This is a genomic window from Alteromonas sp. MB-3u-76 (assembly GCF_002831605.1).
GTDB lineage: Bacteria > Pseudomonadota > Gammaproteobacteria > Enterobacterales > Alteromonadaceae > Alteromonas > Alteromonas hispanica.
Window position 1 is genome coordinate 1,101,701 of the sequence record NZ_CP025115.1, and the last position, 25,511, is coordinate 1,127,211.

24 protein-coding genes are annotated in these 25,511 nt (G+C 40.7%); 11 read left to right on the forward strand and 13 right to left on the reverse strand.

Translation table 11 applies throughout. The features are described 5' to 3' along the window. Window positions 1–6 precede the first annotated feature (6 nt). From fliD to CW735_RS04985, 4 genes are read left to right on the forward strand one after another with little or no spacing between them, the layout of a single operon-like run. Window positions 7–1,440 carry a flagellar filament capping protein FliD gene (fliD, locus tag CW735_RS04970; protein WP_100971169.1) on the forward strand — a complete coding sequence of 478 codons (1,434 nt, stop codon included), beginning with the start codon at window positions 7–9 and terminating at the stop codon, window positions 1,438–1,440. 18 nt (window positions 1,441–1,458) lie between these two features. Further along, window positions 1,459–1,887, forward strand: coding sequence for a flagellar export chaperone FliS (fliS, locus tag CW735_RS04975; protein WP_100971171.1), 429 nt, complete (start codon window positions 1,459–1,461; stop codon window positions 1,885–1,887). Next, window positions 1,880–2,197, forward strand: coding sequence for a hypothetical protein (locus CW735_RS04980; protein ID WP_100971173.1), 318 nt, complete (start codon window positions 1,880–1,882; stop codon window positions 2,195–2,197). Before fliS ends, CW735_RS04980 begins: the two co-directional genes overlap by 8 nt. Before the next feature lie 2 nt (window positions 2,198–2,199). Then, window positions 2,200–5,571, forward strand: coding sequence for a motility associated factor glycosyltransferase family protein (locus CW735_RS04985; RefSeq protein ID WP_100971175.1), 3,372 nt, complete (start codon window positions 2,200–2,202; stop codon window positions 5,569–5,571). A gap of 148 nt (window positions 5,572–5,719) precedes the next feature. On the opposite strand, the gene CW735_RS04990 is transcribed toward CW735_RS04985, so the two are convergent. Next, entirely contained in the window at window positions 5,720–6,772 is a 1,053-nt protein-coding gene (locus tag CW735_RS04990; protein WP_100971177.1) for a putative sugar O-methyltransferase, read from the reverse strand. A 346-nt stretch (window positions 6,773–7,118) separates the two neighbouring features. On the opposite strand from CW735_RS04990, the gene CW735_RS04995 reads away from it, so the two are divergent. Further along, a protein-coding gene (locus tag CW735_RS04995) for an IS3 family transposase (protein ID WP_100970927.1) occupies window positions 7,119–8,296 on the forward strand; the annotation gives its coding sequence in 2 pieces (ribosomal slippage) (window positions 7,119–7,368 and window positions 7,368–8,296; 1,179 coding nt in all). Window positions 8,297–8,649: 353 nt separating this feature from the next. Here the strand turns inward: CW735_RS04995 and CW735_RS20095 are convergent. Next, window positions 8,650–8,805 carry a transposase family protein gene (locus tag CW735_RS20095; protein WP_157812730.1) on the reverse strand — a complete coding sequence of 52 codons (156 nt, stop codon included), beginning with the start codon at window positions 8,803–8,805 and terminating at the stop codon, window positions 8,650–8,652. 200 nt (window positions 8,806–9,005) lie between these two features. Here CW735_RS20095 and CW735_RS20100 point away from each other — a divergent pair, with 200 nt between their 5' ends. Continuing rightward, the gene (locus tag CW735_RS20100) at window positions 9,006–9,227 is read left to right on the forward strand and encodes a hypothetical protein (RefSeq protein WP_442857495.1); all 222 of its coding nucleotides are present in this window, start codon (window positions 9,006–9,008) and stop codon (window positions 9,225–9,227) included. Window positions 9,228–9,824: 597 nt separating this feature from the next. Here the strand turns inward: CW735_RS20100 and CW735_RS05005 are convergent. The 9 genes from CW735_RS05005 to CW735_RS05045 all read right to left on the reverse strand — a co-directional run bounded on the left by CW735_RS05005 (window position 9,825) and on the right by CW735_RS05045 (window position 20,494). After that, complete coding sequence (locus CW735_RS05005; RefSeq protein ID WP_100971179.1) at window positions 9,825–11,555, reverse strand: cytidylyltransferase domain-containing protein; 1,731 nt, start codon at window positions 11,553–11,555, stop codon at window positions 9,825–9,827. Continuing rightward, window positions 11,549–13,453, reverse strand: coding sequence for a glycoside hydrolase (locus CW735_RS05010; RefSeq protein ID WP_100971181.1), 1,905 nt, complete (start codon window positions 13,451–13,453; stop codon window positions 11,549–11,551). The genes CW735_RS05005 and CW735_RS05010 overlap by 7 nt, the downstream gene beginning before the upstream one ends. Further along, window positions 13,446–14,660 (reverse strand): ATP-grasp domain-containing protein, encoded by a 1,215-nt coding sequence (locus tag CW735_RS05015; RefSeq protein WP_100971183.1) that lies wholly within the window; start codon window positions 14,658–14,660, stop codon window positions 13,446–13,448. The genes CW735_RS05010 and CW735_RS05015 overlap by 8 nt, the downstream gene beginning before the upstream one ends. Next, window positions 14,660–15,844, reverse strand: a complete 1,185-nt coding sequence (locus CW735_RS05020) for a class I SAM-dependent methyltransferase (RefSeq protein WP_100971186.1) — start codon at window positions 15,842–15,844, stop codon at window positions 14,660–14,662. The genes CW735_RS05015 and CW735_RS05020 overlap by 1 nt, the downstream gene beginning before the upstream one ends. 10 nt (window positions 15,845–15,854) lie before the next feature. Next, on the reverse strand, window positions 15,855–16,940 hold the full coding sequence (locus tag CW735_RS05025; RefSeq protein WP_100971188.1) for an FkbM family methyltransferase: 1,086 nt from the start codon (window positions 16,938–16,940) through the stop codon (window positions 15,855–15,857). Between the two features lie 9 nt (window positions 16,941–16,949). Then, window positions 16,950–17,708 carry an SDR family oxidoreductase gene (locus CW735_RS05030; protein ID WP_100971190.1) on the reverse strand — a complete coding sequence of 253 codons (759 nt, stop codon included), beginning with the start codon at window positions 17,706–17,708 and terminating at the stop codon, window positions 16,950–16,952. A 1-nt stretch (window position 17,709) separates the two neighbouring features. After that, the gene (locus CW735_RS05035) at window positions 17,710–18,675 is read right to left on the reverse strand and encodes a transketolase family protein (RefSeq protein ID WP_100971192.1); all 966 of its coding nucleotides are present in this window, start codon (window positions 18,673–18,675) and stop codon (window positions 17,710–17,712) included. A gap of 2 nt (window positions 18,676–18,677) precedes the next feature. Then, on the reverse strand, window positions 18,678–19,547 hold the full coding sequence (locus tag CW735_RS05040) for a transketolase (RefSeq protein WP_100971194.1): 870 nt from the start codon (window positions 19,545–19,547) through the stop codon (window positions 18,678–18,680). A 113-nt stretch (window positions 19,548–19,660) separates the two neighbouring features. After that, entirely contained in the window at window positions 19,661–20,494 is an 834-nt protein-coding gene (locus CW735_RS05045) for an N-acetylneuraminate synthase family protein (RefSeq protein ID WP_232368366.1), read from the reverse strand. Between the two features lie 235 nt (window positions 20,495–20,729). On the opposite strand from CW735_RS05045, the gene CW735_RS05050 reads away from it, so the two are divergent. The 4 genes from CW735_RS05050 to CW735_RS20105 all read left to right on the forward strand — a co-directional run bounded on the left by CW735_RS05050 (window position 20,730) and on the right by CW735_RS20105 (window position 22,037). Beyond that, complete coding sequence (locus tag CW735_RS05050) at window positions 20,730–20,954, forward strand: transposase (protein WP_100971198.1); 225 nt, start codon at window positions 20,730–20,732, stop codon at window positions 20,952–20,954. 112 nt (window positions 20,955–21,066) lie between these two features. Beyond that, window positions 21,067–21,435 carry an IS3 family transposase gene (locus tag CW735_RS05055; RefSeq protein WP_157812649.1) on the forward strand — a complete coding sequence of 123 codons (369 nt, stop codon included), beginning with the start codon at window positions 21,067–21,069 and terminating at the stop codon, window positions 21,433–21,435. A 21-nt stretch (window positions 21,436–21,456) separates the two neighbouring features. Next, a complete protein-coding gene (locus CW735_RS19520) occupies window positions 21,457–21,669 on the forward strand; it encodes a hypothetical protein (protein ID WP_157812650.1) in 213 nt (70 codons plus the stop codon). A gap of 260 nt (window positions 21,670–21,929) precedes the next feature. Next, a complete protein-coding gene (locus CW735_RS20105) occupies window positions 21,930–22,037 on the forward strand; it encodes a hypothetical protein (protein WP_442857503.1) in 108 nt (35 codons plus the stop codon). Window positions 22,038–22,197: 160 nt separating this feature from the next. Here CW735_RS20105 and pseC read toward each other — a convergent pair whose 3' ends face one another. Both pseC and pseB read right to left on the reverse strand, forming a co-directional pair. Further along, on the reverse strand, window positions 22,198–23,376 hold the full coding sequence (gene pseC / locus CW735_RS05065; protein WP_100971204.1) for a UDP-4-amino-4,6-dideoxy-N-acetyl-beta-L-altrosamine transaminase: 1,179 nt from the start codon (window positions 23,374–23,376) through the stop codon (window positions 22,198–22,200). Further along, window positions 23,348–24,373 (reverse strand): UDP-N-acetylglucosamine 4,6-dehydratase (inverting), encoded by a 1,026-nt coding sequence (pseB, locus tag CW735_RS05070; protein WP_100971206.1) that lies wholly within the window; start codon window positions 24,371–24,373, stop codon window positions 23,348–23,350. The genes pseC and pseB overlap by 29 nt, the downstream gene beginning before the upstream one ends. A 331-nt stretch (window positions 24,374–24,704) precedes the next feature. Between pseB and CW735_RS05075 the strand changes: the two genes are divergently transcribed. Further along, window positions 24,705–25,502 carry a flagellin gene (locus CW735_RS05075; protein ID WP_100971208.1) on the forward strand — a complete coding sequence of 266 codons (798 nt, stop codon included), beginning with the start codon at window positions 24,705–24,707 and terminating at the stop codon, window positions 25,500–25,502. Window positions 25,503–25,511 lie beyond the last annotated feature (9 nt).

The following is a 25,511-nucleotide window of genomic DNA, read 5'->3' on the forward strand; positions in this document are numbered from 1 at the left end:
TGAGTTATGTCAATAAGTTCTCTTGGTGTTGGTTCGGGCCTAGCGCTCGATGATTTAGTACGACAACTCATTTCAGCTGAAAGGCAACCAAAAGAAAATCGTATCAACGCGAGGGAAAAGGCCGTTGATGCTGAAATCTCAGCGTTAGGAAAAATAAAGTCAAAAGTTTCAGAATTCCAAAATGCAATTGAAGAGCTACGGAACGGCAGTAATCTCAAGAGTCGTCAAGCCTCTGTAATCAACCCTTTTGAAGAAAATGATACGCTCTCAGCAGATGCTTCTACGTCAGCTTTGCGAGGCTCGTATGATATCACTGTGCAGCAATTGGCGGCAGGGAGCCGAATTACCACAGATTCAGGGGCTTTTGTATCCAGTGCTGATACTTTATTATCCTCAGGAACTGGTTCTCTGACATTCAGCGTTGGAGCAGATGACAGCTTCACAGTTGAGATAGATGCATCAACAACGCTCTCTGAACTTCGAGAACTGATCAATAGCTCAGACAATAATTTCGGCGTCACTGCAAATATTATCGATACAGGTACTAGCGATGGACCCCGCCTAGTCATTCAGTCTGAAAAAGCTGGAGCCGGTAATGATTTGGTAATAACGAATGATTCCGGAAATGCCGAACTTGATCGCTTATCAACCACCGGTGGAACCAATAATATTGAAGCCAACAACATTCAAGGGGCTAGGAACGCTATTGCGGTAATCGATGGAATTGAGGTGCAGAGCGCTAGCAACGAATTCGAAAATACTATCCAAAACGTATCCTTTACCGTCAATGAATTGTCTCCGAGCGACAATAACGGCTTACAAATAGCAACTAAATTGACTATCGGCTTTGATAAAGAAGGTGTAGAAGAAAATATCAAAAGCTTTATCAGCAACTATAACTCATTAATCGATGAGATAGAAAAGCTTACTCGCTACGGAGCTACTGAAGAGGATAGTGATGGTCCATTAGCAGGGGACTCACTATTACGAGGTTTACAATCGGGAATAGCTACTATCGTTGGTGAAGATATTTCAGGTTCATCAGTAAGCAGCTTATTTGAGCTGGGCATAGAGCTCAATAAAGACGGAAGACTAGAAATAGGCTCTACTGATTTTGGATTAGGTACCGGTCAGGCGCGGCTCGACGACGCTCTTGAAGATAGATTCGACGATATTTCTGCACTGTTCAACCAAGAGAATGACGGTATCGCTGTTAGGCTTGATGAATTGATTGAACAGTACTCTTCATCAAGTGGTTTGATTAGTTTAAGAGAGCGCAGTGCTCGTGATGAAAAAGAAAGTGTTGATACTGCGCGAGAAACATTGGAGTTAAGGATGTCGAGCTTCGAACAAACTGTGCGATCGAGGTATGTGAATTTAGATAAAACTATAGCTCAGCTTAACCAAACCGGTTCAGCTTTGTTTGCAGCTTTGCTTTAAAAGAGGTTTGAGAACATTATGTCTTTACGTGGTATAAAAGCTTATCAAAAAACAAGTGTAAAACAAGATGTGTCTACCGCTGATCCGCATAAGCTCACATTATTACTTCTTCAGGGTGCCATGGACAGAATTGCCTATGCGAAAGGCGCTATTGAGCGAAAAGATTTCGTTAATAAATCTAAACTTGTGACTAAAGCAACGTCAATTGTTATGTACTTGAGAGACACGTTGGATATTGATATCGGTGGAGAGGTTGCTGAAAATTTGTACGCACTCTATGACTATATTATCGATGCTGTAAACGAGGGGCATTTCAACAATGATACTTCAAAGCTCGATGAAGCTTATAGCTTGTTAGAACCGATAAGAGATGCGTGGGTTTCTATTCCTGAAAGCGCTAAGTTAGAAGCATACGAGAAAAAGAGCATGGCTGCCTCGAATGGATGATGACAGAAAAATATGTCTTATTCACACTTCTAGTCCTCTTTTTTTGAGCTTAGTGAACAGCAAGATAGAAGAAGAGTTAAGGGGCACGGATGGAGAGTTAACTGCCTTACTTAGACTTGTTTCAATAAGACACAAACTTGTTAGCCGAGAGATTATTAAACTAACCGGAGAACGCAAGCAAAAGTTTATAGCGCAAGAGCTTGAACAGAATAAGCGCTTAGAAGTTTGTACATTACAGTTGCTTGAAGAGGCAAAAAGTGAGGTAATAAATCTCAAACGAGCGAAATATGCAGTCAAGAGATACAAATAACAATGCGTAAAGCCATTCAGCTTTTTATCGAAGACGATCAAGCACAATTGGAAAAAGAGGAAGCGCTACTTCCGGTCATTACTAAAAACTACAACAAAAGCCTAACTAGCTTCGAGCGCACTGTTCCCTCTATTCATAAGGTCCTTAAAAACTACACATTCCAACATAACTCAGTGTTCGTTAATAAAGACGGTGAACTCGACATCGTGGAGTCGAGTTCAGGGATGGTGTTTTACGGTTCTCAAGTATCAGAATCAATAACTCGTCACGTCGGTCAGTTTTTAACGAGACCACAGCTGTTAGAGCTCTCAACCGTTGAAGGGAGCTCGACTGTCACTCACGCCCCATCAAGCCAACGCGCTCTAGTGGTGTTTGGTGTAGGACTGGGACAGCATCTTATTGAACTGCTAAACGCGACTGATATAAAGCACATGATCGTTTATGAACCCAATGTGGATTATTTGGTTTGTTCACTTTATGCCGGTTTGTGGCCACGCATTTTTGACATCGCGCAAAGAAAAAAGGTATCGCTTTATCTGCAAATACCCAATAGTGGTAAATCGCTTTTTTCAGACTTAAATGAACTACACAGCGCCTTTGGTATCTCATCCTCATTGGTTTATTTTCATTATCACTGCAGCGAGTTTGATGATATCCACGACGAGTTAGCATCCAATAATTGGTCTTTAAGCGGAGATCTTAGGTCAAGTGTAAAAAATCCTCGTTTTGAAAACTATGTGCCCAAGTGGACACCTGTAGTAAGGTCATCGTCGTGGAGCCCAGATAACCTTGATCGCACTACCTTCGAACGCAACCTGGAGGCTTTCAAAAAGTACTTTCCCGAAATTGCTGATGAATTTGCAGAATATACTCCACAGCATTGGCAAGTAGTGGCTAACTCGGCCGGCGAAGTCAATTTGCTAAACATTAAACACCAATCTTACTTATTAGGTGATAATGCTAAGAAAGAGTCTGAGAATATATATACGATGTTTAAGGACAATCCGAGTAGAGATGAATTAATTCTGAACTACACTGGTGGAAAACTTTATCCTCACTTTCACTATCGCACCGTTGTAAGAATTCAAAACGAATTAAAAAAGTACACGACAGATAGCGCTGTCTTAAAGAAGGATATTAAATCGTTACTTCTATTTGGTATAGGGAATGGCTACCAGCTGCAGTGTTTGTTGGACGCCCACGAAATTGGCAAATTGTTTGTTTATGAGCCTAATCGTGACTTTTTCTATTCCTCTTTGTACTCAATAGACTGGACAGCGCTGCTTAACAAAATGGATGCCAATGAAAGCAGTATTTATCTCAATATCGGCGACGATGGTTCAAATTTAGTACGCGATTTTCTAACTCAGTTTGATAGGGTAGGCAGTTATAACTTGGCGAACATGTTTTTGTTCAAAAGTTATGATAACGACGTGCTTGAACCCACGCTCAATAACTTACGAGAGGAAATAAGGCTCGTTATAGGGTTAAGTGATAACTTTGAGAACTCTCGCTATATCGTGTCGCATAGCAAGTGGTCAGTCGAGAATAGCTTTAAATACTTGTTAAAAACTGAAACGAAACCGCCCGTCCTCAATGACGTACCGGTATTTATCGTAGGCAATGGCCCATCCTTAGATAACCTTCTCCCTATTTTGAGAGAAGAGCATGCGAATGCGATTGTCATTAGCTGTGGCACGGCCTTACAGGTACTGCATAAAAACCACATCGTGCCCGATTATCACGTTGATTTGGAAGTAAATAGGTCGCCCTACGACTGGTTGGTCAGAATAAATGATAAAGAATACCTAAAAAAAATCACTCTCATCAGTGGTAATGGTGTCCACCCCGACGTCATCAATGCGTACAAGAACGCGTTCTTGTCTTTAAAAAAAGGGGAGCCAGCGACACTTATTCTTGAGTCTTTGTTTAGCGAACACAAATTTGTCTCATTAAAATATTCTTACCCCACAGTTTCTAACTTTGCGATTGACTGTGCATTAGAGCTTGGTTTTAAACAAATTTATCTCTTTGGCGTCGACTTGGGTTTCGTTGACCTCAGACACCACCATTCAAAACAATCCGGATACTATTTAGAGGATGGAGCGGAATACATTGAGTATTCACGAGCTTACAATACGTCTTTAACTGTAGAGGGTAACTTGAGACCGTTTGTCAATACCAAGTACGAATTCAAAATGTCCAAAACCATTATTGAATTGGCGTTAGAGAACGCCAGTGCTGATGTTGATGTCTACAATTTAAATGACGGCGCCAAAATAAAACGTACTGTTCCGTTAGAGCCTGAAAATATTCTGATAATTTCAGATGCTCATAAAAAATCCGAAGCAATAAACTGGATAGAAAATACGGCACACCAAATGCTAGATAAGGACGTTTTTGCGCAACGTTTTGGTGACAAAATTAAAAACAGTGATTTACTTTACGGTCTTAGCTTGCTCGAAAAAGTCATGAGAAAGCCATTCAAAGAAAGAGCTGACGCAGAAAAAGCGATAATAAACAGTAGGAAGGTCATTATCGACCTGTTTAGAGACGACAAGCCGATAGTAATTTATTACCTGCATGGCTCGGTAAACTACGTAAATACCGTATTAAGTAAAACACTGAACATGTCAGACGATACAGAATGTTTAGAGCTGCTCAACGCAATAAGAGAACAGTGGGTGTTGTTTTTGGCTGATGCAAGCGTGAGCATGGAAGTTGCGCCTTACGAACTCGACTTCATATCGTGTAGCCCACTAGAGCGTGCTCAGATCAGAGTGCCTGAATATTATGCTCAGCAGAACTTAACGGCATGTAGTGAAGACGCTAAAACGGCATTAGAGAGCGCTTCAAACTTACTTGGCATAAAGTTCAAAAAGTTTTCTTCAACCTGTAAAAAGCTTCGCATTGAGTTTTTCGGCAGTGATATCGAGGTATCATCGGATAATGATGAGAAAGTTTGTTTAATAGTAACAAACCAGCAGGACTTACTATATTTATTAGATACAAATAATGCGTCTTTGCTTGTTTACTTGCCTCAATACTTTAATAACGACAGCCATAATTATGGAACGTTTGAAAATAGGGACAATTATGCATTATTTATCGCCTTAGTTGCTGCTACGTGTAGTGAATCCATAAAAGTGGTCGTACCTAAACTTGTAGAAAAAGATGCGCTAGATGTGTTGTCTGACTACCTCGACGACTTTGAATTTTTGTCTGCTTATAAAACTTATGAGTCTTATTACTATACCGCGTTTTCTGATAGGTATTTAACTGATAACGAGATGATCACCGCTGTCGACGACCGGTTTAGATTTTTACCATGCATAAGAGAAGAGAACTTAGTGTCGGTTTTTGGCATATATTAATGTTTTTGGTATCGCAGGGGAGGTGCAATACAAAGGATGCTCCCTAGCCTCATTAAATGAGTGTGACTGCATATTGGTAATCACACTCATTTTGTTTATACATATTTTATGTCGAATAGATGAGACATTAAGTTGTCAGCTGTGGAAGTTAAGGCTTGCGTTTTAATAATAAAAGCTCTGAATGAAAGCCATCTATTGTCTTTAGTCCAAAGGGTCGGACATTATTGGTCACAAGCTCATAGTTTGGCAACATTCTCTTGTAATCATCGGTATAAACTGGTTCATTCACACCATATTTGCTTTCTTTAGTCGTTTGTTTGCCTTCTCGAATATTCCGCAGCAGAACCCATTTTGCTTTTATTCTATCGACATGGTTTAAATAATTCTGAACAACCTCGGGCTCCATCTCTTGAAAAGAGATGAAGTTTACAAATAGGTCTATGGGGTCATCTAAGTCTTCTATTTGCCATGCACCAAAAATACTTATTGGCCTTTTATTTTTTACTACGTCTTTAGGGGATTCTTGTTGCAGAAAACCTCCGACTTTATCTCTTCCGAATACATTTGATAAATAATAATCGGCTACGTTAAGCGTAGGTGCAATGTCGAAGTCCATGTAGATTACTTGCTTTTTGGTTTTCGCAAGTATTTCACCTAGCGAACCAAAACCACCACCAATCTCTACGACGGTGTTAATATTATCAAGCGAAGTATTTTGGCTTAAAAATGAAAGGCCTAGCAAATAGTTTAACGCTGAACGGCTATACATGTTTCCATCAAACTCGAAGTGCTCAATAGGAGAGCCCACTTCGCTTTCCGAAAAATTCAAGAGGTTTGTCTTTCTTTCGGGAGTATAGCTTGCAAGCAACACGCGATAATCAGCTTCTGCTTGGTTTCTTCCGCTGAGTATGGCGTTTAGTGTTAGTATCTGTTTTGTTGAGAGTCGATTCTCTTTTTGTAACGGTTCGATAACTTCTTCGATAAAATTATCTAATCCATTTCCACGCTTACCGTATGTAGGAACAAAAAAGGAAAGTGGATATGGAGAACGACGAAAGTTATCAATGCCATGGCTTACCATGTTTTCATATAGCAGCTCTGAAGCTTCAGCCCAAAACTCGGTAGGTTGGTATAATGTCGACTGTAGCCTCATTACATCAAAGGCAAGGGTGCATGTCTTTTGGAAACTGTTCTGATTCATATATTTACTTTTTTGAATAACTATTGAACAAACGTATGGGAAACGTTAAAACAAGTATTAGCCATAACTCTATGGATGGCGTTATGGATTGCCATATTTTTCATAATTAACGGTAATGCTTTCACTTTTCCCTTGTAGGAAGATAAATTGGTGACTTGGTCTAATTGAATTGACCAGTCCAGTCCAGTTAGGGGTATAATCACCCCTTATCTGGAGAGAGTAAATGCCTGAATGAAAAAAGTATACCAAAGAATTTAAGTTAGATGCTGTCAGTTTAGTGTGACGTGGTCCAATTGAATTGACCAGTCCAGTTAAGAGTATAATATCAGCTTAACTGGAGAAAGAGATGCCTGAAAGAAAGCGTTACACCAAAGAATTTAAACTCGATGCGGTTAGTCTTGTGCTTGATCAAGGCCATAGCAGAACCGATGTTGCCAAAATGTTAGATGTTAACAATCAGATGATCAGTCGCTGGGTCAAGGAATACCAGCAAGATGATGATGGGCAAGCATTTAGGGGCAACGGTAAATTAACACCAGAGCAAGAAGAGATCCGTCGACTTAAAGCGCAGGTCAAACAGCTTGAAATGGAAAAGCGCATATTAAAGGAAGCGACGGTCTTTTTCGCCAAGGAAACGAAATAAAATATCGTTTCATCGCGCAACGTAAAAAGACCTATCCAGTCGATTTAATGTGTCGACTGTTGGGCGTGAATAGAAATGGCTTCTACCGGTATATGAAGAAGCAGGAATGGCCGCAGACGCAGAAGGATAACGAAAAAGCTGAGATGCTCGAATGGATTGAAGCCATAGATGTTGCGAGTGAGCATACATACGGTAGCCGCAGAATGCAGCGAGCATTGAACTGTTTAGGTTATCCAGTAGGCCGACAGCAAACGCGGCAGTTAATGAAAGAAGCCAACGTAAAGGTTCGATACAAGAAGAAGTATAAAATCACCACCAATAGTGATCACGACAAGCCCGTATTCGACAATGTACTCAACCGTGAGTTTGACGTTAACGCACCGGACCAAGCGTATGTTTGCGATATTACCTACGTCTGGACACGTGAAGGTTGGTTGTATTTAGCCGTGGTTATTGATCTGTTCTCGCGGAAGGTTGTGGGCTGGAGTATGGGTTCACGAATGAAGGCCAAGCTTGTTTGCGATGCACTGACAATGGCGATTTGGCAACGTCGCCCGAAGCCAGGATTGATTGTTCATTCTGACAGAGGAAGTCAGTATGCAAGTGACCAGTATCGTCGATTATTGAAAGGCCATGGTTTTATTGGCAGCATGAGTCGAAAAGGCGACTGTTGGGATAATGCCGTGGTAGAGAGTTTCTTCGGTACACTGAAACAAGAACGTGTGCATTGGAAGTCATATCAAACCCGTCTCGAAGCACAGCAAGATATCTTGCAGTACATCGCGATGTTTTATAATCCGATGCGGTTACATTCATACTTAGGATATATGAGTCCGAATCAGTATGAAGTGGCAGCATTGAAACAGAAGAAAGTAGCTTAACTGGGTTGGTCAATTTTGGTTGACCACGTCAGTGTTGGAGTAAGGGCATACGCCCACATTTGCGGCTAAGGTGTTAGAGTTCAGTAGCCAATTGCTTGGGCACTGGGTACAGGAATATAAGGCCGATGACGATGGTCATGTGTTAAGAGGCAAGCATCACATGATACTCCATTGCATCGGCCGCCACGGTAACGCCTTCTATATTCAATAAGTCCAGAAGGTTGGGAGTAGCGGTAATTTCATTATTTTTTCTGATACTTTTACCTGTACGAAGCACAAATTATTTTTGAAGGACCAAGTGCTAACTTAATGATGGTAGTATTGCCATTGGCTTTATCGAGTAGGTCGTTGAACTACTCTTCTTTGAATCTTCCATATCCCTCAATGGAGAAAAAGTCATTGTAATCACAGATAACGGCGCACAGTGTTATAGTGATAATATTGACTAACGGACGGCGCTGATTGCCAGCTATCCGTGGGCCTTTAAGCTGGCTTAATGTCCGGCTGATAGTGTTTTTTTCTTAGTAAAAGTTAGGTAAAGACCACTATAAACAACGAGCAATGGGCGCGGTCAACTCAATCTATAACAAATGTGTATAAAAACTGATTGAATTAGGTCCGTTTGCCCTTAGTTCCAGTGTATATATATCCTTGTTCAATGAAGACGCTTGATTTTTTGTGAATAGAGGAGCGAGCTAGTGTCCTGAATATGACATTGACCTTTGTAGAGAAGCAAGAGTTGCTTGCGCAACATTCTGCGACGCTAGATAGTCGAGTATGTGATCGTATCAAGTCCGTGGTTTATGCCAGTAACGGTTGGTCGTCCCTCGGAATTGAAGATGCCTTGCTTATCTACGAAACCACAGTTTGTCAGCACTTCAAAGACTATCAGGAATTGAACAAAGTCAAGCCAGAGAATGGCGGCTCATAATCGTATCTTAATGGTGTGCAAACGGATGAGTTGATGTGCATTTAAGTGAGCATACCTATCAGTACAGCTATCAGGTAGTGGCGTATATCAAACAGACCTATAATATTCAGTACTCGATATCGGGTTTAAATAAGAGGCTTCACTAGCATGGATTTTGCTGCGAACAGTCTAAAGGCGTGCCGTATAAGTTCGATTCAGATTAAGAACAGCAGGCCGCGTTTGTTACAGCTCGAATCCAATAGAGAGGTTATGGAAGATTATGAATGAAAACGCCAGTAGTGATCGTTATTTTGCTAGGCAAATTCGTTTAGGAATTCAATAGAAAACTTTTTTATAATGACGCTGCCCAATATTGCTTATTCGTTAATCACTAGGAGCAACGAAAATTTTCAGGTGTTAAAGCATGCATCTTGAAGTGTAATGGGTATATATTCTGCCCTAAATCAAACCTTCCACATGTTAAAGGGGTATGCATTGCCCACTAGTAAAAATGCTCTATTCATATGAAGAAACCTTGTGATATGGGCTTAATTTGTATAGATGAATAATCGTCTATCCAATAGGCACTGTAATTTAATTAAAAGTAATTCAAACACCTCAATTAATAAAATCTGCAATAGATGAACATATGTTCTCTAGGCCACTGCGAACTTTTAAAGCTAGTTCTTCACGCTTATCGTTAGTTTCAATTAAATTGACAAATGCAGCACTCAATGTATTTGCCGTTTCTTCATTAAAATTATCGTCTAAGCATACCGCAACATTCTGCTGTTGGAAGGCGTCATACTCTTCCTGTGTTATAATCGGGATACTCGGTAATACAATCGATGGAATATTACTGGCGAGTGCTTCGAATAAAGTGACACCGTAAACAGTCATTACCCAAGTAGCTTCAGATAAGTGCTGATGTAAGCAATCTGATTGCGTTGAAACTTTCCAACTAAGATTTTCGTGCTCTGGTAATTTTGGTGGCGATGAATATGGGCCCTGAACCCAAGTTGGTTGAACTTCTGAAGGTAAATGTGTATCTAGCCACTTAGGTAACCAGCTACCATAGCCCAAAGCATCAGAGCCGCCTGTTAAGATTAGGAGGCGATTTGCGATTGGTTTTCGCTCTACCGGCTTAACCATGTAATGATTCCAGCCATAACTGATGTTGTCGATGCTTATGCGATTGCAATAAAAGCTTGGTATCCAGATATGGTCAAATAACGATTGCCATTCCGCACAACGGTCAATGCCCAATATATATTTGTTGGTTTCAGATAATTTTTTGAGATGCTCTTGCCATTTTTTTTGAATGATTAGTCTTGATGGAAACAAGTCAAACAAAAGAGTTTTGTTCTTTTGAGTGGCAAGGTAATTGAGTAAACTCGCTTCAGTGTTGAAAACCTTATGATTGACGAGCGCTAATCTATTCACCGGTACACCATCGGCAAGAATTAATAGCTTCGTCCCTAAACCATGATTTTCTTGAAGATATTGGCTCAAGTTTAGGCACCTTGATAGTTGTCCTAAACCTTTATCAGTACCAGTTTCCGTAATGATTACGATTTTTTGATATTCTTTGTCGGCTGATTTTTGCACAACGAGTTGATTGATAGACTTGAGTGATACGTCGCTAGTTAGGGTTTTGATAACCCAACTAAGCGGTACAATACTAGAGTCATCATTTTCAGCGTACCATCGTTCATAAACGGCAGACATGAATTGATAGTCAGCTTGTGTATCGACTGATATCCTATGGTCACATGTAAAATAGATTTCATCTTCCTCTACATAGGCCGTTTGTGTTGATAGATCGGGACTTTTTTTAAGGGATAAGCCTACATGCTCCCTATCTGCTGCTTCGTTGCACATATCAACTAGATGTTGCCAACCTTTATGGCTATATACAGCTATACCTTCATGTATCGACTTGCGACTATCTTTTAGTGCGCTAAAGTTGGCTGAAGAGTCGGCTTTTAGTGAAAGGAATAGTTTTTCTATAAGTGTTGGTTCAACTAAGGGGCAATCTCCACAAATATAGGCAACGTATTTTGAATTAGTACTTTTCACTACTGTATCTATTCTGCCAACTAAATCATCGACACTGCCAGGATACGCTAAACAATTAACATTTATCTGGTTGGCAAGTTCCACTAGTGCCTGATTATAATCATCATTTGTAGTTGCTATAACAATGTTATGCGGCACTTTGATATGGGATAGCCTATCAACTAGGCGTTGTATTAGTGTTTTGCCTGCAAGATTTAATAAATGCTTTTTGGGTAACCTACTAGAGTTTAATCTTGCGCCTATAACAATTAATAGTTCCGCATCTAGCATATCGGCTCCACACAGAATTCAAAATTTGGCAGTTTACCGTTTTCTTTCAGAGTTTCATCTAGTTCAACCAATGAAAACCACATCCGGTTTAACTGCTCTTCTTGGTACACTTGTCTTTGTATCATTGGGATTGCTGCACATTTACCTGGATCCCACGATATTTTGATACGCTGTTTTTCATTGCCAAAATGGAACTCACCTTCGGTGGCGCCTAAACAACCTAAAGACGAAATCAAAGCAGATACAGCTTGTCCTTGATGTAACGGTTGCTTCAATTCAAAAGGCTCAAGTACATGGTTGCCATTGTGGCAAGCGTAATAAACAGATTCGCAATTGTTCAATAGCGTTAAATAACCCAGTCTAATACTTCCCAGTGGGCGAATATAGTTATTGAATTTAAATCCACAAAACAGCTGGCCACAGCTAGTTAGCCTATAGCTTTTAATAAGAACGTCTTCTCCAATAGGTACTTTACACTGCACTATAAGTTCGTCATTGCGAAGGTGATATGTAACGTTTGCCTTATTGAGGTCTGTTATTCTGCGTCTTTCAGTGACTAACTCAGCAACAAAATGATTCGAATAGAAGTCAGCAGCCAGGGCAATATGATCTAAATCACCGTGCTCAATTGTACCAATAAGTGCTGGTTGCCCGTTAAACCTGAGAGACTTTATCGCACCACCACGCATGATATTGATGACTAAACAAATACCGCCATAATCAATGATAACGTCATGATGGTGTTGTTCAATATAGGGTAAATTTTCGCTTGCAGGGCCAAACTTAGGCAGGTATTTTTCTTGGGCTATCAATTGCTGGTGAAAGTCAAATAAAAGCGGTTCTATTTTTTTGTACTTCTTCTCAGTCAAATGAGTACGGTAGTCACTAGCCCACAGGCGACACAAAGATTGCCATGCCTGTTTGTCGACATTATTACCTATTAACTGCTTATACATACTGAAACACAGGGTATTTAACAGTAAATCGTTTCTTCCACTAAGGCACCATCTAGTTAGGTTATATTTTTGCTGCTTTTTTACAGCAACTGGAAGCATAGCATTGAATGCTGACAATGTTTGGTTTGAATTATGGGATAGAACAACTTCTGAAGGTAATTGCCACTTGGCAAATTGTTTTACTTTTTCAAATGCCTTTTCGAGAGTATCCCATTCACCAGACGCAACTAAAGACTCTTCTTGAAAGCGCCCTGGCCTGTAGTCGAATACTTCCGCATCATTTCCATAAACAGGGACTGCTGTTAGGCCATTGGCGATCGTACTTTGAATAAACTGCAAGTAAGAGTCAATATGAAGTTGCCCATGGCATAGCCGCTGGAGTTTCTGAAAGCCAACACTCCAATTCCAAAGTACATTGATGCTTCTTCCTGAAGCTGCCAGCAGACGCTGTGGAGTATTGAACAATGTTTTAGACCAATCAGCATTGTGGCTATATAAATTGTCCCATTCAATAAAGACAGCTTCATATCCTGCATCTATGTACGTATCAAGCAAGCTTGAAGAAACGGATTGTTCATTTATGTAAGCAACTTTAGGGGTTACATTCAGCAATTTTCGATAGCATTCAATACCTAGCTTTTGGTTCCAATAATTAATTTTTTCTGGTGCTAACGGCCCGATAATTTGCGTATCACCACTGCCTACTAGTTCGCAATCTCCTGACTTAATAAGTTGTGCAAAAGTTTCAACCCATTCGCTATCTAAATTAATGATTCTTTCAAGAGTATAAGCCGTTACCTCTATGGCAATAGGGTATTTCTCAGCTAACTTAAGTAATGGCCAATAGCATTTCTCTATAACATGTATATGTGCCTCTTCTTCAATAGAAGAGAAGGCTAAATTGCAGTGAAAAATGTTATAGGCAACTCTCGTATTATTCATAGCTAATAATCAGGCTGGCAAGTGCGCCATTTGCGTTATCAATTGCACTTTGCTTATTTTCTCCAGTTGCTATGGCATACCCTAGTCGTGTTGTATGATTTGCAAGTGGCGAAACTTGTTGTCCAGGGTTAACTTGAATATCAATTTCGACTATACCGGACAAATTTTTAGCGGCTTCAACACCGCTAATTGTGGAAATCTTGCCAGGGGGGCTTGTTAAATATCGAATGGCAACAGGTCTACGGTGTTCGACTTCATAATCGCTTTTTTCCAATGGCACGTTTAAGGCAAGTTTAATCGCAGAACGAATAAAGTTAACTCCTGTGCTAAGCGGTATTTGATGAGTAGCAAAGAAACCGCCTGAAAGCCTTCCAGCTATTTCGATGACTTTGGGGCCTTGTGGGGACAGAATCATATCTCCCTTTGAAGTTCCATGAGAGATACCGAGCGCTATCGAGGCTTTTTCCGCTAGTTCGCAGATTTGTTGCTGCTCTTCGTCGTTAAGAAAGCTAGGTGCATCTCCACCATTCTCAATCATAAATGGTCTAGTTTGTTCTAACCATTCGTAATTTCTATCTGAAAACCCGATAGTATAACAACGACCATTTTCAATTAATGTTTCGGTACTAATTTGAGGGCCAGATATGTACTCTTCGGCGATTACTACACCAGAGGTAGATTCATCTAATGCTAATTGAAAGCTCTCTTTGAACTGACTCTCATTGTCGATAAGCTGAACGCCTCGAGCGCCGCGACTGTCAACGGGCTTTATTACAAAAGGAAAGCCTAGTTTACTTGCAATAGTTGGTAATTCAGCTTCTTTTGTTAAAGCGAAGTATTTGGGGATAGCAATATTAGCAGCAGACAGCTTTTCTTTCATAAGGTATTTATCTGCTAATGCTTGGGCATCAGCAGGAGTTAAGCCAGGTAAATCTAGGGCTTGGGCAGCGGTTGCCACAGAAAGTGGTACATCTGCACACATTGCGATTACACCATCGATAGGTGTTAACGAGTTTACTTCAGTCAATGCACTAGTTATTTTATTTGCATCATAAGTACTTATGACTAACTTTATATCAGCGTATTCAAAACCAGGAGCTTGCGGGTTCCCATCAATAACTACAAGATTGAGTCCCATTTCTTTCGCAGTAAGAATACCGTGTACTGCTTCAACACCGGCACCAATAACAGCAAGTGTTTTATTCATTAATGTGCCTTTGAATCAACAATATTGTGTAATCTTAACGTTTTAACTCCTTTGTCTCGCAACCATTGCAAAGAATCAAAGATCTCTTGTTCTGAGGCATAGGATGAAATGATCACTGCGTCGCCTTCTTGCCAGTCTATATGATTTGGATTTTTACATACCCAATCGCCTTGTTTGATGCCCCATTTTAATTTGGAGGAATCTACAATATCATTTACTGCCTTACTTTTTAATAAATTGGTATTGGCTAAAAGTTGAGTCGTGTGAATACCCGCTCCCCAGAGAATTAAACGTTCTGCAGACTCTAAGGTAGGTTGGATAACATCGAGCTTTGATTGCCATTGTTCGATTTCTTTCTTCCGATAACTCGCTAAAATGCGTTTGTTTTCTTGATATTCATTATTATCAGCAAGGTAATGCCTAGGCTTATTGTTGCTTGCCAAAATGCCGATAACGGGTGATAGATTACTCTGGTAGTGCTCAATAACTGAAATAGGGTAGTAACCAACCTCTTCTAAAGAGCGGGTTAAATTACCTTTAGTATAATAGTTGATATGTTCGAAAGAGAAGAAACCTGGGCACATGCTATCCTCATGCGTCAACAATGGTACTTCTATATAAATATAACCATCGTCTAGTTTTTCTTGCAGTGAGAAGCATTTTTTTAGCACTTCTTGCGGTGCATAGAAGTGCTCCAATACATGAGTCATTAATATTAAACTAAACTCTTCTTTTGTATCGAAATTTTCTGCAGTTGTTCTGATAGACTCAACGTCATACAAACGTTTGGCAATATCTACAGAAGCAATACTTGGCTCAACACCAAGTACCCTTTTTACTCCTGCCGCTCTAAATCTAGACAAAGTGTAGCCATCAGAGCTACCTATCTGTAGAACTTTGTCTGGCAATTTACCAATTCCGCGTTTGATAAAGTTGATTTGTTCATCAAGATCACGGACCTTAGCTGCGCTTGGAAGCTCTTCCCTGCCTGGGTTAGTGTATACCGCAACGGTTTCATAGTAAGCCATCATGTCGTCAAAACTAACAGATGGACTTTGTGACACTGAACCACAGCTAGGGCATACACTAAATCCAATTGTAGAGGTCGCTATCCCTGGTAAAACCCATTGGTGATTGTATATTTTTTCTAATTCGCTTTGACACAGAAAACATTTTCTTTCCACAAATAAGTCCTTATCGGCCATATACGACTGAATCAAAGAGGTGTTGTGAGTGATGGCAAAAATAAAATTGATAGAAAGGATTTATCTCATTAACCAACTCAGGGATCTGCCATATGTCATTTGGTTCGTGGTAAGCACTTAGAGCGATTTTAGGCTTATTGTGAGTTAACGTTTCCCTTGCACCTTCAATTGCCTCTAGCTCAGCGCCTTCGATGTCTAGTTTAAAAAAGCTTGGTATTATACTTTTACTCGCTACGTAATTATCTAATGAATCTGCTGGCACTAATACTTCGCTTACGGCGTCGCTTTCATCCATTACTCTTGCTTGCATTGTATGAACTGTGTCGGTCGAGGCTATAAACTTAAGCGTGTGTTTCTTACTCCAAAGTGCCAACATATTTGCCGTTGCTTGAGAATATTCTTTCTGGTCAATTAACGCCGATAAAATATCGTAATTTTCACTGTCTGGCTCAAAACAGTGTACGTCGATATCGCCTATATTCTGTTTAAGTAATTCTAGCGTATCACCTTGCCATGAACCACCGTCAATAAATACATCTTTTGCTTCTGGGCTTACTCTCGGGTGATGATAGTGTTCTATATTATTTGCTTGTAGGTCAAGAGGGTTCAAAGTTTGGCGATAGCGAATGCATGATAGGTACATAGTTAAATCTTCGTCGCTAAAGAATTTCAAGCCAGTGGCTAAAGCTGATTTTGCATCAAATACTCTGGGATTAAAATGATCTTTCCAGCGATCCCAGTCAACACAAAAGCTAAAATCTGCATATGCCATTTTATACTCAGACAATTGGGCCGCTATATCTCTTGCCCGATAACTTGCAATAAGTGTAAATATTGATTTTTCTGCCGCCTGTTCAATGCTCAATACTGGTCTGTCCAGAAAGTTAGTGTCGTGTTTATTAATGTCATTATCAATGTAGAAAGAGATTTTTTTACCATATTGAGTCAGTACTTTAGTTACTTCGAGTCCACAACCACCAGTACCAAAAACGGCGAAAGTGTCATATTCGGCCAGAATGTCTTCCGGGGTTTGCCATGTTGTAGTGCTTTCGATTAATGATTGTAGGTTACCCATAGTACTCCCTTAATTAAAAAGCATGCCGCCGTTCATATTGAGTGTTTGACCTGATAAATAGTTAGCATTGTCAGAAACTAAAAACGAAATTGTTTCTGCAATTTCTTCTTTTGTTGCTAAGCGACCAGAGGGAATGCCTGCGACTTTTTGTTTTCCAGCTTCAGTTGCCAACTCTCGTTTTGACATTTCTGTTTCAACTAAGCCAATAGCAATACAGTGAGAGCTAATACCCTTAGCCGAGTAAAGCTTAGCAAGTGATTTGGTTAAGTTGATAAGCCCAGCTTTCGCTGCTGCATAGTGAAGCTGGTTTACGCCACCCCACTGTCCACCTATTGATGAAATATTAATGATTTTTCCATACTGATTTTTTAGCATCGCTGGAATAACTTGCTGGCAAGTGAAAAAAGGGCCGGCCAGATTGGTAGACATCATGCGATTAAAATCATCTTCAGTGATGGTTAAGTAATCTTTTTCCTGTGCGATGGCTCCGTTATTGATAAGTAAAGAAATACTACCATCAAAATGTCGCTCTACGGATGAGATTGCTTGTTTAATTGACGATAAATTGCTGTAGTCTATGTGAATTGCTAATCCAGTATTGTTTGCTATGGTTTTTATTTCCTTAACCACAGCTCGCGCATTATTCTCATTGTGTGTATATCCGACAGCCACACAATAGCCTTGACTAGCCAAGTGCTTCGCTACAACCTTACCAACACCGCTTGAAGCGCCTGTAACCAAGGCAATTTTCTCATCTAGATTTGCCATATTATTCAACTTTCCTTTTCAATACTTTTTGTGTCGCTTCGACAATGGAAATTGCATCAATTTGGTAGGCTGTGGCTAACTCATCAGGTTCTCCAGATTCACCAAAAGTATCTTTTACACCTACAAATTCAACTGGGCAAAAAGTGTTTTGAACTAGGACTTCGGCAACAGCGCTACCTAACCCACCAATAACGTTATGGTCTTCTGCTGTAACAATTGCACCGGTATCTATCGCACTTTTAATTATAGTGTCACTATCAATAGGCTTTATGGTAGACATGTTAACGACTTTCGCTTTTACCCCCTGTTCTGTTAACTTTTCTGCAGCATCCAGAGCTCTTGCCACCATTACTCCGGTAGCGATAATTGTCACATCGCTGCCCGGCTTTAATACGGTCGCTCTACCTATTTTAAAAGTAGTATCTTTCGGTAATATGGTGGGGGATGGAGAGCGTCCAGTACGCATATATACAGGACCTTCATGTGCCAGTATAGCTTTTGTTGCTAGTGCCATTTCCTTTGGGTCACAGGGTGATATTACTGTCATATTGGGAATTGCACGAAATGAAGCTAAATCTTCTAAGCATTGCGCTGAAGCTCCATCTGGTCCCGTGTCTAGACCAGGGTGGCTGGCAACAATTTTTACGTTTTGGTTTTGGTAAGCGATAGAAAGGCGACATTGTTCTATAGCTCTTAGGCAAAACACCGCAAATGTGGTTACAATCGGTATTAAGCCCGTCTGGGCCATACCCGCTGAAGCCGACATCATGTTCTGTTCCGCGATACCGAATTGAAAAAACCTATCTGGAAAGGCCGTTCTAAAATGGTGTGCCCCGGTACCTCCGGCAATATCTGCATCTAGTAAAACAACTTCTGGCCTATCGTAAGCAACGTCAACTAAAGCTTTGCCAAATGCTTCACGCAAAGAGTCACCTTGCTTGCCAATTAATGAAGGGGGATTGCTCATATTTAGTTTACTCTTTGAACTGATTCTGACAACCAAGCTTCTACTGCAGTTTCAGACATACCTAATTGCGTTAAAGCCGAGATAGTATCTTGCCTCGTCATTCTCACACTGCCATGCCAAGTTGGGGCCTCTTCCATATAACTGACACCTTTTCCTTTAATTGTGTGGGCTATAATCACGCTGGGTTTTGAAGTTTCGTTTTGTGCTTCGTTAAAGGCATTTTCAATTTCCAAAAAACTGTGCCCGTCAATTTCCATCACGTGCCAACCAAAGGCTTCAAATTTCTGTTTGAGCGGTTCCAGGCCCATAATGTTTTTATTTAAGTCATCAGATTGGAGTTTGTTATAGTCAATAATTGCAGTTAGATTTCCTAGCTTGAAATGCGCCGCGCACATTGCTGTTTCCCAAACTTGTCCTTCTTGTAGTTCTCCATCCCCAAGTAAAGTGACTACCTTGGCACCAAGACTTTGATACTGATAACTCATCGCCATGCCTAGAGCATTAGCAAAACCTTGCCCTAGTGAACCAGTAGAGGCGTCTAGCCAATTCATACTTAACTTATCCGGGTGCCCTTGTGCAACTGAGCCCAATTTACGCAGTGAAAGCGCTTCTTCGGGAGTCATTAATTCTTGCGTAGCTGCGATAGCATATAGAGAAGGTGCTGCATGCCCTTTTGATAAAACAAATCTATCTCTAGTTAATTCTGTGGCATTGTTTGGGGTTATGTCTAGTATGTTATTGAAACAGTAAGTTAATAGGTCTGAGCAAGACAATGCGCCGCCTGGATGGCCTGACTCTGCGTTGTAAATTGCTGCTACGGTCAACTTTCTGACAGTCTGCGCAATATCGGCTAATTGTTGATGTGTTTTCATTGTTATCTCTATTTAAATTTTAAAATCAATGGATTATATTGACCGTTAAATCTTAAATTATTTTTGACGAGCCTTTGGTTCAATAACTCACTAGGAAGCTAAACACATGTCAATCAAAATTTACTGCGTATTTCTTTGAAAGGTCTCAGGCCGTCGCTGGGGTCAGCCCGCCACAATCTGTCGGGGTCTTCACTGGGGGAAATGTAAATTCCGGGCTCTCCATCCATCTCTTTAATTTTTGAAAACTCTTCAATGATAGGTTGCATTTCTTCGGGGAGCCAGCAGTGTCCAGCGCTATATTCTCCACCTTTGCCATCAAGGTCGATATGGAATTCAACAAATGACGATTGCCAGTGTGTTATTGCTCGTCGAATTACCTCTGGACTTCGGCTGTGATCCGACCATCCTACAGGGCAGTCGAGCAATTCTCTTAAGTAACCAATAGTGGCTAGGTTACATTCATTTTGGGGGGTAGGGTAAGAGGATATACAATGAAGCACTGTAGGAGTACATCCCTTACTTTTTAATACATCAACAGCATGCCTTACTTCTAGTTCTGTCGCCATACCTGTAGAAATAACTACTGGTAAGCCTGTTTTTGCACAAGCTATAAGCAATTCATCCCACAATAGTTCATACGATGCTATTTTGAAAAAATCTACATGTGGAGCAAGAACATCTACAGCTTCAAGGTAAAAGGGTGTACAAGAGAATTCAATGCCATGTTTTTTACAGTGTGCGCTTAACAGTGAAATATGGCTTTCTGGCAATTCCCACTGTTTTCTCGCTCTGTGTGTCTCACTTTTTTTAAGAATTTCTGCAGCAAAAAGCTTATCTATTTTAAACAGCTGAAATTTTACAGCATCGCACCCTATACGTGCCGAGGCTTCAATGAAGTCGTAACATCGTTCAATATCTTGATGATGATTACTTGAAACTTCTGACACAAATTTACATTTTTGATGTAATGACATTCTGTTCTGTTACTTCTTTAATTTAACTCGCTAATGCAGCTATTACACTCTGCTGTTGTTCAGCAGTTAAAGACTGATGCAGCGGAAGAGTAATTGCTCCCTTAAAATAGTTTTCGGCATTTGTACAATATCCTTGAGTAAAACATCGACTTGGTCTAATTGATTTGCCCAGACCAAGATATAATTACCCTTCTCTTGAAGAGAGTAAATGCCTGAAAGAAAAAAGTACACCAAAGAATTTGAATTATATGCTGGCAGTTTAGTGTTGGACCAAGGCCATACCGGCACCAGTGCGTCTAAGATGTTAGATATCAGTAGCCAATTGCTAGGGCGCTGGGTAAAGGAATATAAAGCCTATGATGATGGTCATTTGTTTAGAGACAATGGCAAGCTGATTCACGAGGAGGCAGAGATTAGAAAGCTCAAAAACTAGGTCAAACAGATTGATATGGGGAAACGCATCTTAAAGGAAGCGACCTTCTCGGCCAAAGAAACGAAGTAAGGTACGCGTTTATTGCAGAAAGAAGACCTACCCATTCGATTTAATGTGTCGACTATTAAGCGTAAATTGTGACGGATGTTACCGTTACCTGAAAGTGCAGTATCAGCTAAAGCCAGATGATGTTAAGCATATAGAGATAACTGAGTGGATGCGTAAAATCGCCGAAGAGATAGAATACAGCTACGGCAGCCGCAGAATGAAAAAAACTATGAAGCTCGCAGGTTATCATGTCTGCAAACGATATGTCAGGCGATTAAAGAAAGACGCAGATATACAGATTCGCTACAAGAAGAAATACAAAGTGACGACCAACAATAATCATAGAAAGCCTGTGTTTGACAATGTGTTTTGCCGACAATTTGATGTGTGCGCACCAAACCAAGGTTACGTGCAGGATATTACCTATATCTGAACACAAGAAGGCTGGTTGTATTTGGCTGTTGTTATTGATTTAATCTGCCTCCGTGTAGTTGGCTGGAGCTTGGGTTCGAGAATGAAAGCCAAGTTGGTCTGCGATGTGGTGACTATGGCAATATGGCAACATAAGACACCAGAGGGATTGCTTGTGCACTCTGACATGGAACCCAATATGCCAGCGAGTCTTAACGCCGATTACCCAACGGACACGGCTTTGTGGGCAGTATGAGTCGCAACGGAAAATGTCATGACAATGCTGTTGAAGAAAACCGCAATGGCAGTCTCAAACAGTAAGAGTGCACTGGCGACATTATCAGAATCGCTATAAAGTGCAGCAAGGCTACCTGCTTCAGAGGCAAGGGGTTATGGATGGGATTCAAGTGTTCGCTCCTACACTCAGAGATACCGCGAAGTATTATCGAATGCCAAAATTCGTTGCATTGGGATAGCAAGCAATCAGATTTTTGTATTCCTCATCAAACAAATAAAATGATTTTAGAACGCTTGGGAAAGAAACTTGGCTTTTATGAAAAGCAACGTGTAGTATCAATAAGTCATGTTTGTAATAGTAGTTCTGCATCAATTCCTCTGCTCTAACGTTGAGTTTGTCGTCAAAGCTTACTATAAAAAACAAATCGTTTGTTAACGTCTGGCTTTGGTATAGGTTAGCCATGTGGGGGGCTTTGGTTCAGCCAAAGATGAAATTCTGCGAGGTCATCAAAGTTTACGGAAAGTTCGTACATCAAAGCTCAATGCCCTAGCTATTTGCTCCCTTTATTGTTCGAAGGTGCCTCTTCAAAGTTTGAATGATAGCATCAAGACTAGTCATTGTTAATGACGGAAAAATAGGTAACGTGATAGCTTGGTTGTAATAGCATTCTGCTTGAGGAAAGTCACCTTGACTAAAGCCCAATTTTTGATAGTAGGGTTGCATGTGTATAGGAATGTAGTGTACGTGGGCAAAGATACCACTTTGGCGCATTAGTGATACCAAATGGCGTTTATCTTCGCTCGTCGCTACGTCTACTTTGACCACGAAAAGATGAAAACTACTGTAATTATCTGGTGAGATTGAAAGGGGGACTACATCTATTGAATCTTTCAGTAAATCTTGATAACGCTTGGCAATGCACTGTCGCTGAGTGATAAAGTCATTAAGTTTAATGAGTTGACTTAGCCCTAGTGCGGCTTCAACATCATTCATTCTATAATTGAAGCCTAACTCAATCTGTTGATAATACCACATACCGTGAGAGTCACCCTGCATCTGACTTGGGTCGTTAGTTACTCCGTGACTTCTGAGTAAACGCATCGAATTTGCGAAATCAATGTTGTTTGTCATCGCCATTCCACCTTCTAAAGTGGTTATTATTTTAACTGGATGAAAGCTAAAAACACAGATATCCGAAAACTCACAGCTGCCTACCGGCTTTCCCTTATATTTTGCGCCAACAGCATGGGAAGCGTCTTCGATGACTTTAAAATTATATTGCCTTGCTAGTTCAGCAATTTTTTCCATATCGCAAGACTGCCCCGCGAAGTGAACCGGAATGATAGCTTTTGGCAAACAGTCCATTTCCTGTGAAAGTTTTAGTTTTTCTTCAAGCGCAATGGTACACATATTCCCTGTTGCAATATCTATGTCTACAAAGTCTACAGTCGCACCACAATAACGAGCGCAGTTTGCCGATGCGACAAAAGAGTTAGGGGATGTCCAAACAGTATCGTTTTCGTTAATGCCAAGTACTAAACAAGCTAGATGAAGTGCAGAGGTCGCGCTATTAACAGCAACGCCATGCTGAACCGAGCAGTAGGCAGCGAGAGCTTGTTCAAACAAGGGCACCTTTGGACCTTGTGTGAGCCAGTCTGAGCTCAGTGTTTTTATTACAGAGGAAATATCATCGTCATCAATGTGTTGGCGACCATATGGAATCACTTTGTGTCTCCTTATTAAGCAGTGCGATGTCTTCAACAGAAAGAAAGTCAGAGTTAGTATCTGATACATACTCAAATCCTTCGTCGACTGGTTTGCCTATTTCGGCAATAGCATTTTTCGTAAAATCGTTACTTCGATGGAAAAATTTTATGGCAGGCGCTATAACGAAGTGATCCTCGTATTCAAATGTGTGGAAGGCCATATCACCAGGGCACATCATTTCATGAAGCTTTTCACCCGGTCGAATGCCCACAATGTGTATTGGCAAATGTGGTGCCATCGCTTTTGCGAGATCTACGATTTTAATGGACGGTATTTTTGGAACAAATATTTCTCCACCCAGCATTCGTTCAAAATTCTTAAGTACAAAATCAACACCCTGTTGAAGAGTTATCCAAAACCGAGTCATCTCTTGGTGTGTAACAGGGATATGGTCTGTACCATCTTTAATAAGCTTCTTGAAAAAGGGGACAACCGAACCTCGAGATCCGACAACGTTTCCATATCGCACCACAGAGAATCGAGGTTTCTCAGTACCCACCATGTTGTTTGCCGCAACAAATAACTTGTCTGATGCAAGCTTTGTTGCACCATATAAATTCACCGGGTTTGCCGCTTTGTCTGTTGAAAGTGCTATGACTTTTTCTACGCCATTGTCAATTGCTGCGTTAATTACATTTTCGGCACCATTAATATTGGTACGTATACACTCAGTCGGATTATATTCTGCTGCTGGAACTTGTTTCATGGCTGCCGCGTGAATGACAAAGTCCACGCCCTGCATTGCGCGCGTTAGTCTGTCTTTGTCACGAACATCGCCAATGAAATAACGCATGCAGTTAGCATTAAACTTTTGCTGCATTTCGAACTGTTTTAGTTCGTCACGAGAATATATAATTAAACGCTTTGGTGTGTATTTAGCTAACAGAATCTCTGTATATTTGTGGCCAAAAGACCCCGTCCCACCAGTTATCAGTATTGATTTCCCATCAAACATAAATCTGCCGCTACTTTATGATTATGAAATAAATATATCATGTGTCGGCGGTAATGCCATAAACCATTAGTTTTTATGTGAAATTCACACGTATTTTTATACTTTAGCTAGCTCACATGTTCGTAAAAAGACTATCCAAAGTAGGGCAGAGCCTACCCCTTAGCTTTGTTTATGATTTTCGTTTCTCACCAAGATTACATTCTTTAGTATAACGCTACATATAATGCACTGAATTTTAATACCAATTGGTAATGCTTATAAGAAGTGGTTGGTTAGATGTTGAGCAGTATTGTGCTATACTCAAACTAAGATTTTTCTGATAGGCAGAATTATGCAAATAGATAACAGCGGCCCATCATCGCTAATTGGGCAAATTCAAGAAAAGCAAAACAACCTTTTCGAGAAGCTCGCCTCTGGTAAAAAAGTCAACAATGCGCTGGACGACGCGTCTGCACAGCAAATCATCGACCGTTTAACCTCCGAAGTTGAAGGTAACCGCCAAGCTGTTAATAATGTGTATGACGGTATCTCAGTTGCGCAGGTGGCAGAGGGTGGTTTAGGTAGCATCAATTCCGATGTCGACAGAATACGCGAACTCACGATTCAGTCAGGTAATGGCATTTTAAGCGCAGGTGATCGCCGTTCTATCCAGTCTGAAATTACTCAGCTTCAAGAAAATATATCGCAAACCATCGAGCAGACAAATTTCGCTGGCAAGCCTCTGTTATCTGATAACGGTTCGTTAAATTTTCAGGCTGGTGCAAATTCCGAACAATCTATCAGTGTGCAAACTCAAGATATTGCTGCGCAACTAGGTGGTGTGCTCAATATCGATATTACGTCGGGCACGAGCATAAATGATGCTTTATCGGCAGCCGATTCTGCGCTTGAAATAATTGGTGGCGCAAGAGGGGAGCTCGGTGCTACGCAAAATCGTTTTGAAAGCGCAGCGAGAACGCTAACACAAGCTAATGTTAACACCGCTGAAGCGCGCAGCAGAATACAAGATCTTGATTTTGCACAGGCTTCCTCGCAGCGTGCATCGAACGATGTGCAGTCGCAAGCTGCTCTAGCTGTTCAAGCCCAAGCTAATCAGCAGGAAGGTCAGGTACTGGCGTTACTTAATTAATCAACGTTG

What these genes read in the sequence shown, in the direction of transcription:
- fliD (WP_100971169.1), top strand. Translation starts at nt 7, where the DNA reads ATGTCAATAAGTTCTCTTGGTGTTGGTTCGGGCCTAGCGCTCGATGAT.
- fliS (WP_100971171.1), top strand. Translation starts at nt 1,459, where the DNA reads ATGTCTTTACGTGGTATAAAAGCTTATCAAAAAACAAGTGTAAAACAA.
- CW735_RS04980 (WP_100971173.1), top strand. Translation starts at nt 1,880, where the DNA reads ATGGATGATGACAGAAAAATATGTCTTATTCACACTTCTAGTCCTCTT.
- CW735_RS04985 (WP_100971175.1), top strand. Translation starts at nt 2,200, where the DNA reads ATGCGTAAAGCCATTCAGCTTTTTATCGAAGACGATCAAGCACAATTG.
- CW735_RS04990 (WP_100971177.1), bottom strand. Translation starts at nt 6,772, where the DNA reads ATGAATCAGAACAGTTTCCAAAAGACATGCACCCTTGCCTTTGATGTA.
- CW735_RS20100 (WP_442857495.1), top strand. Translation starts at nt 9,006, where the DNA reads ATGACATTGACCTTTGTAGAGAAGCAAGAGTTGCTTGCGCAACATTCT.
- CW735_RS05005 (WP_100971179.1), bottom strand. Translation starts at nt 11,555, where the DNA reads ATGCTAGATGCGGAACTATTAATTGTTATAGGCGCAAGATTAAACTCT.
- CW735_RS05010 (WP_100971181.1), bottom strand. Translation starts at nt 13,453, where the DNA reads ATGAATAATACGAGAGTTGCCTATAACATTTTTCACTGCAATTTAGCC.
- CW735_RS05015 (WP_100971183.1), bottom strand. Translation starts at nt 14,660, where the DNA reads ATGAATAAAACACTTGCTGTTATTGGTGCCGGTGTTGAAGCAGTACAC.
- CW735_RS05025 (WP_100971188.1), bottom strand. Translation starts at nt 16,940, where the DNA reads ATGGGTAACCTACAATCATTAATCGAAAGCACTACAACATGGCAAACC.
- CW735_RS05030 (WP_100971190.1), bottom strand. Translation starts at nt 17,708, where the DNA reads ATGGCAAATCTAGATGAGAAAATTGCCTTGGTTACAGGCGCTTCAAGC.
- CW735_RS05035 (WP_100971192.1), bottom strand. Translation starts at nt 18,675, where the DNA reads ATGAGCAATCCCCCTTCATTAATTGGCAAGCAAGGTGACTCTTTGCGT.
- CW735_RS05040 (WP_100971194.1), bottom strand. Translation starts at nt 19,547, where the DNA reads ATGAAAACACATCAACAATTAGCCGATATTGCGCAGACTGTCAGAAAG.
- CW735_RS05050 (WP_100971198.1), top strand. Translation starts at nt 20,730, where the DNA reads ATGCCTGAAAGAAAAAAGTACACCAAAGAATTTGAATTATATGCTGGC.
- CW735_RS05055 (WP_157812649.1), top strand. Translation starts at nt 21,067, where the DNA reads ATGTGTCGACTATTAAGCGTAAATTGTGACGGATGTTACCGTTACCTG.
- CW735_RS20105 (WP_442857503.1), top strand. Translation starts at nt 21,930, where the DNA reads ATGATTTTAGAACGCTTGGGAAAGAAACTTGGCTTTTATGAAAAGCAA.
- pseB (WP_100971206.1), bottom strand. Translation starts at nt 24,373, where the DNA reads ATGTTTGATGGGAAATCAATACTGATAACTGGTGGGACGGGGTCTTTT.
- CW735_RS05075 (WP_100971208.1), top strand. Translation starts at nt 24,705, where the DNA reads ATGCAAATAGATAACAGCGGCCCATCATCGCTAATTGGGCAAATTCAA.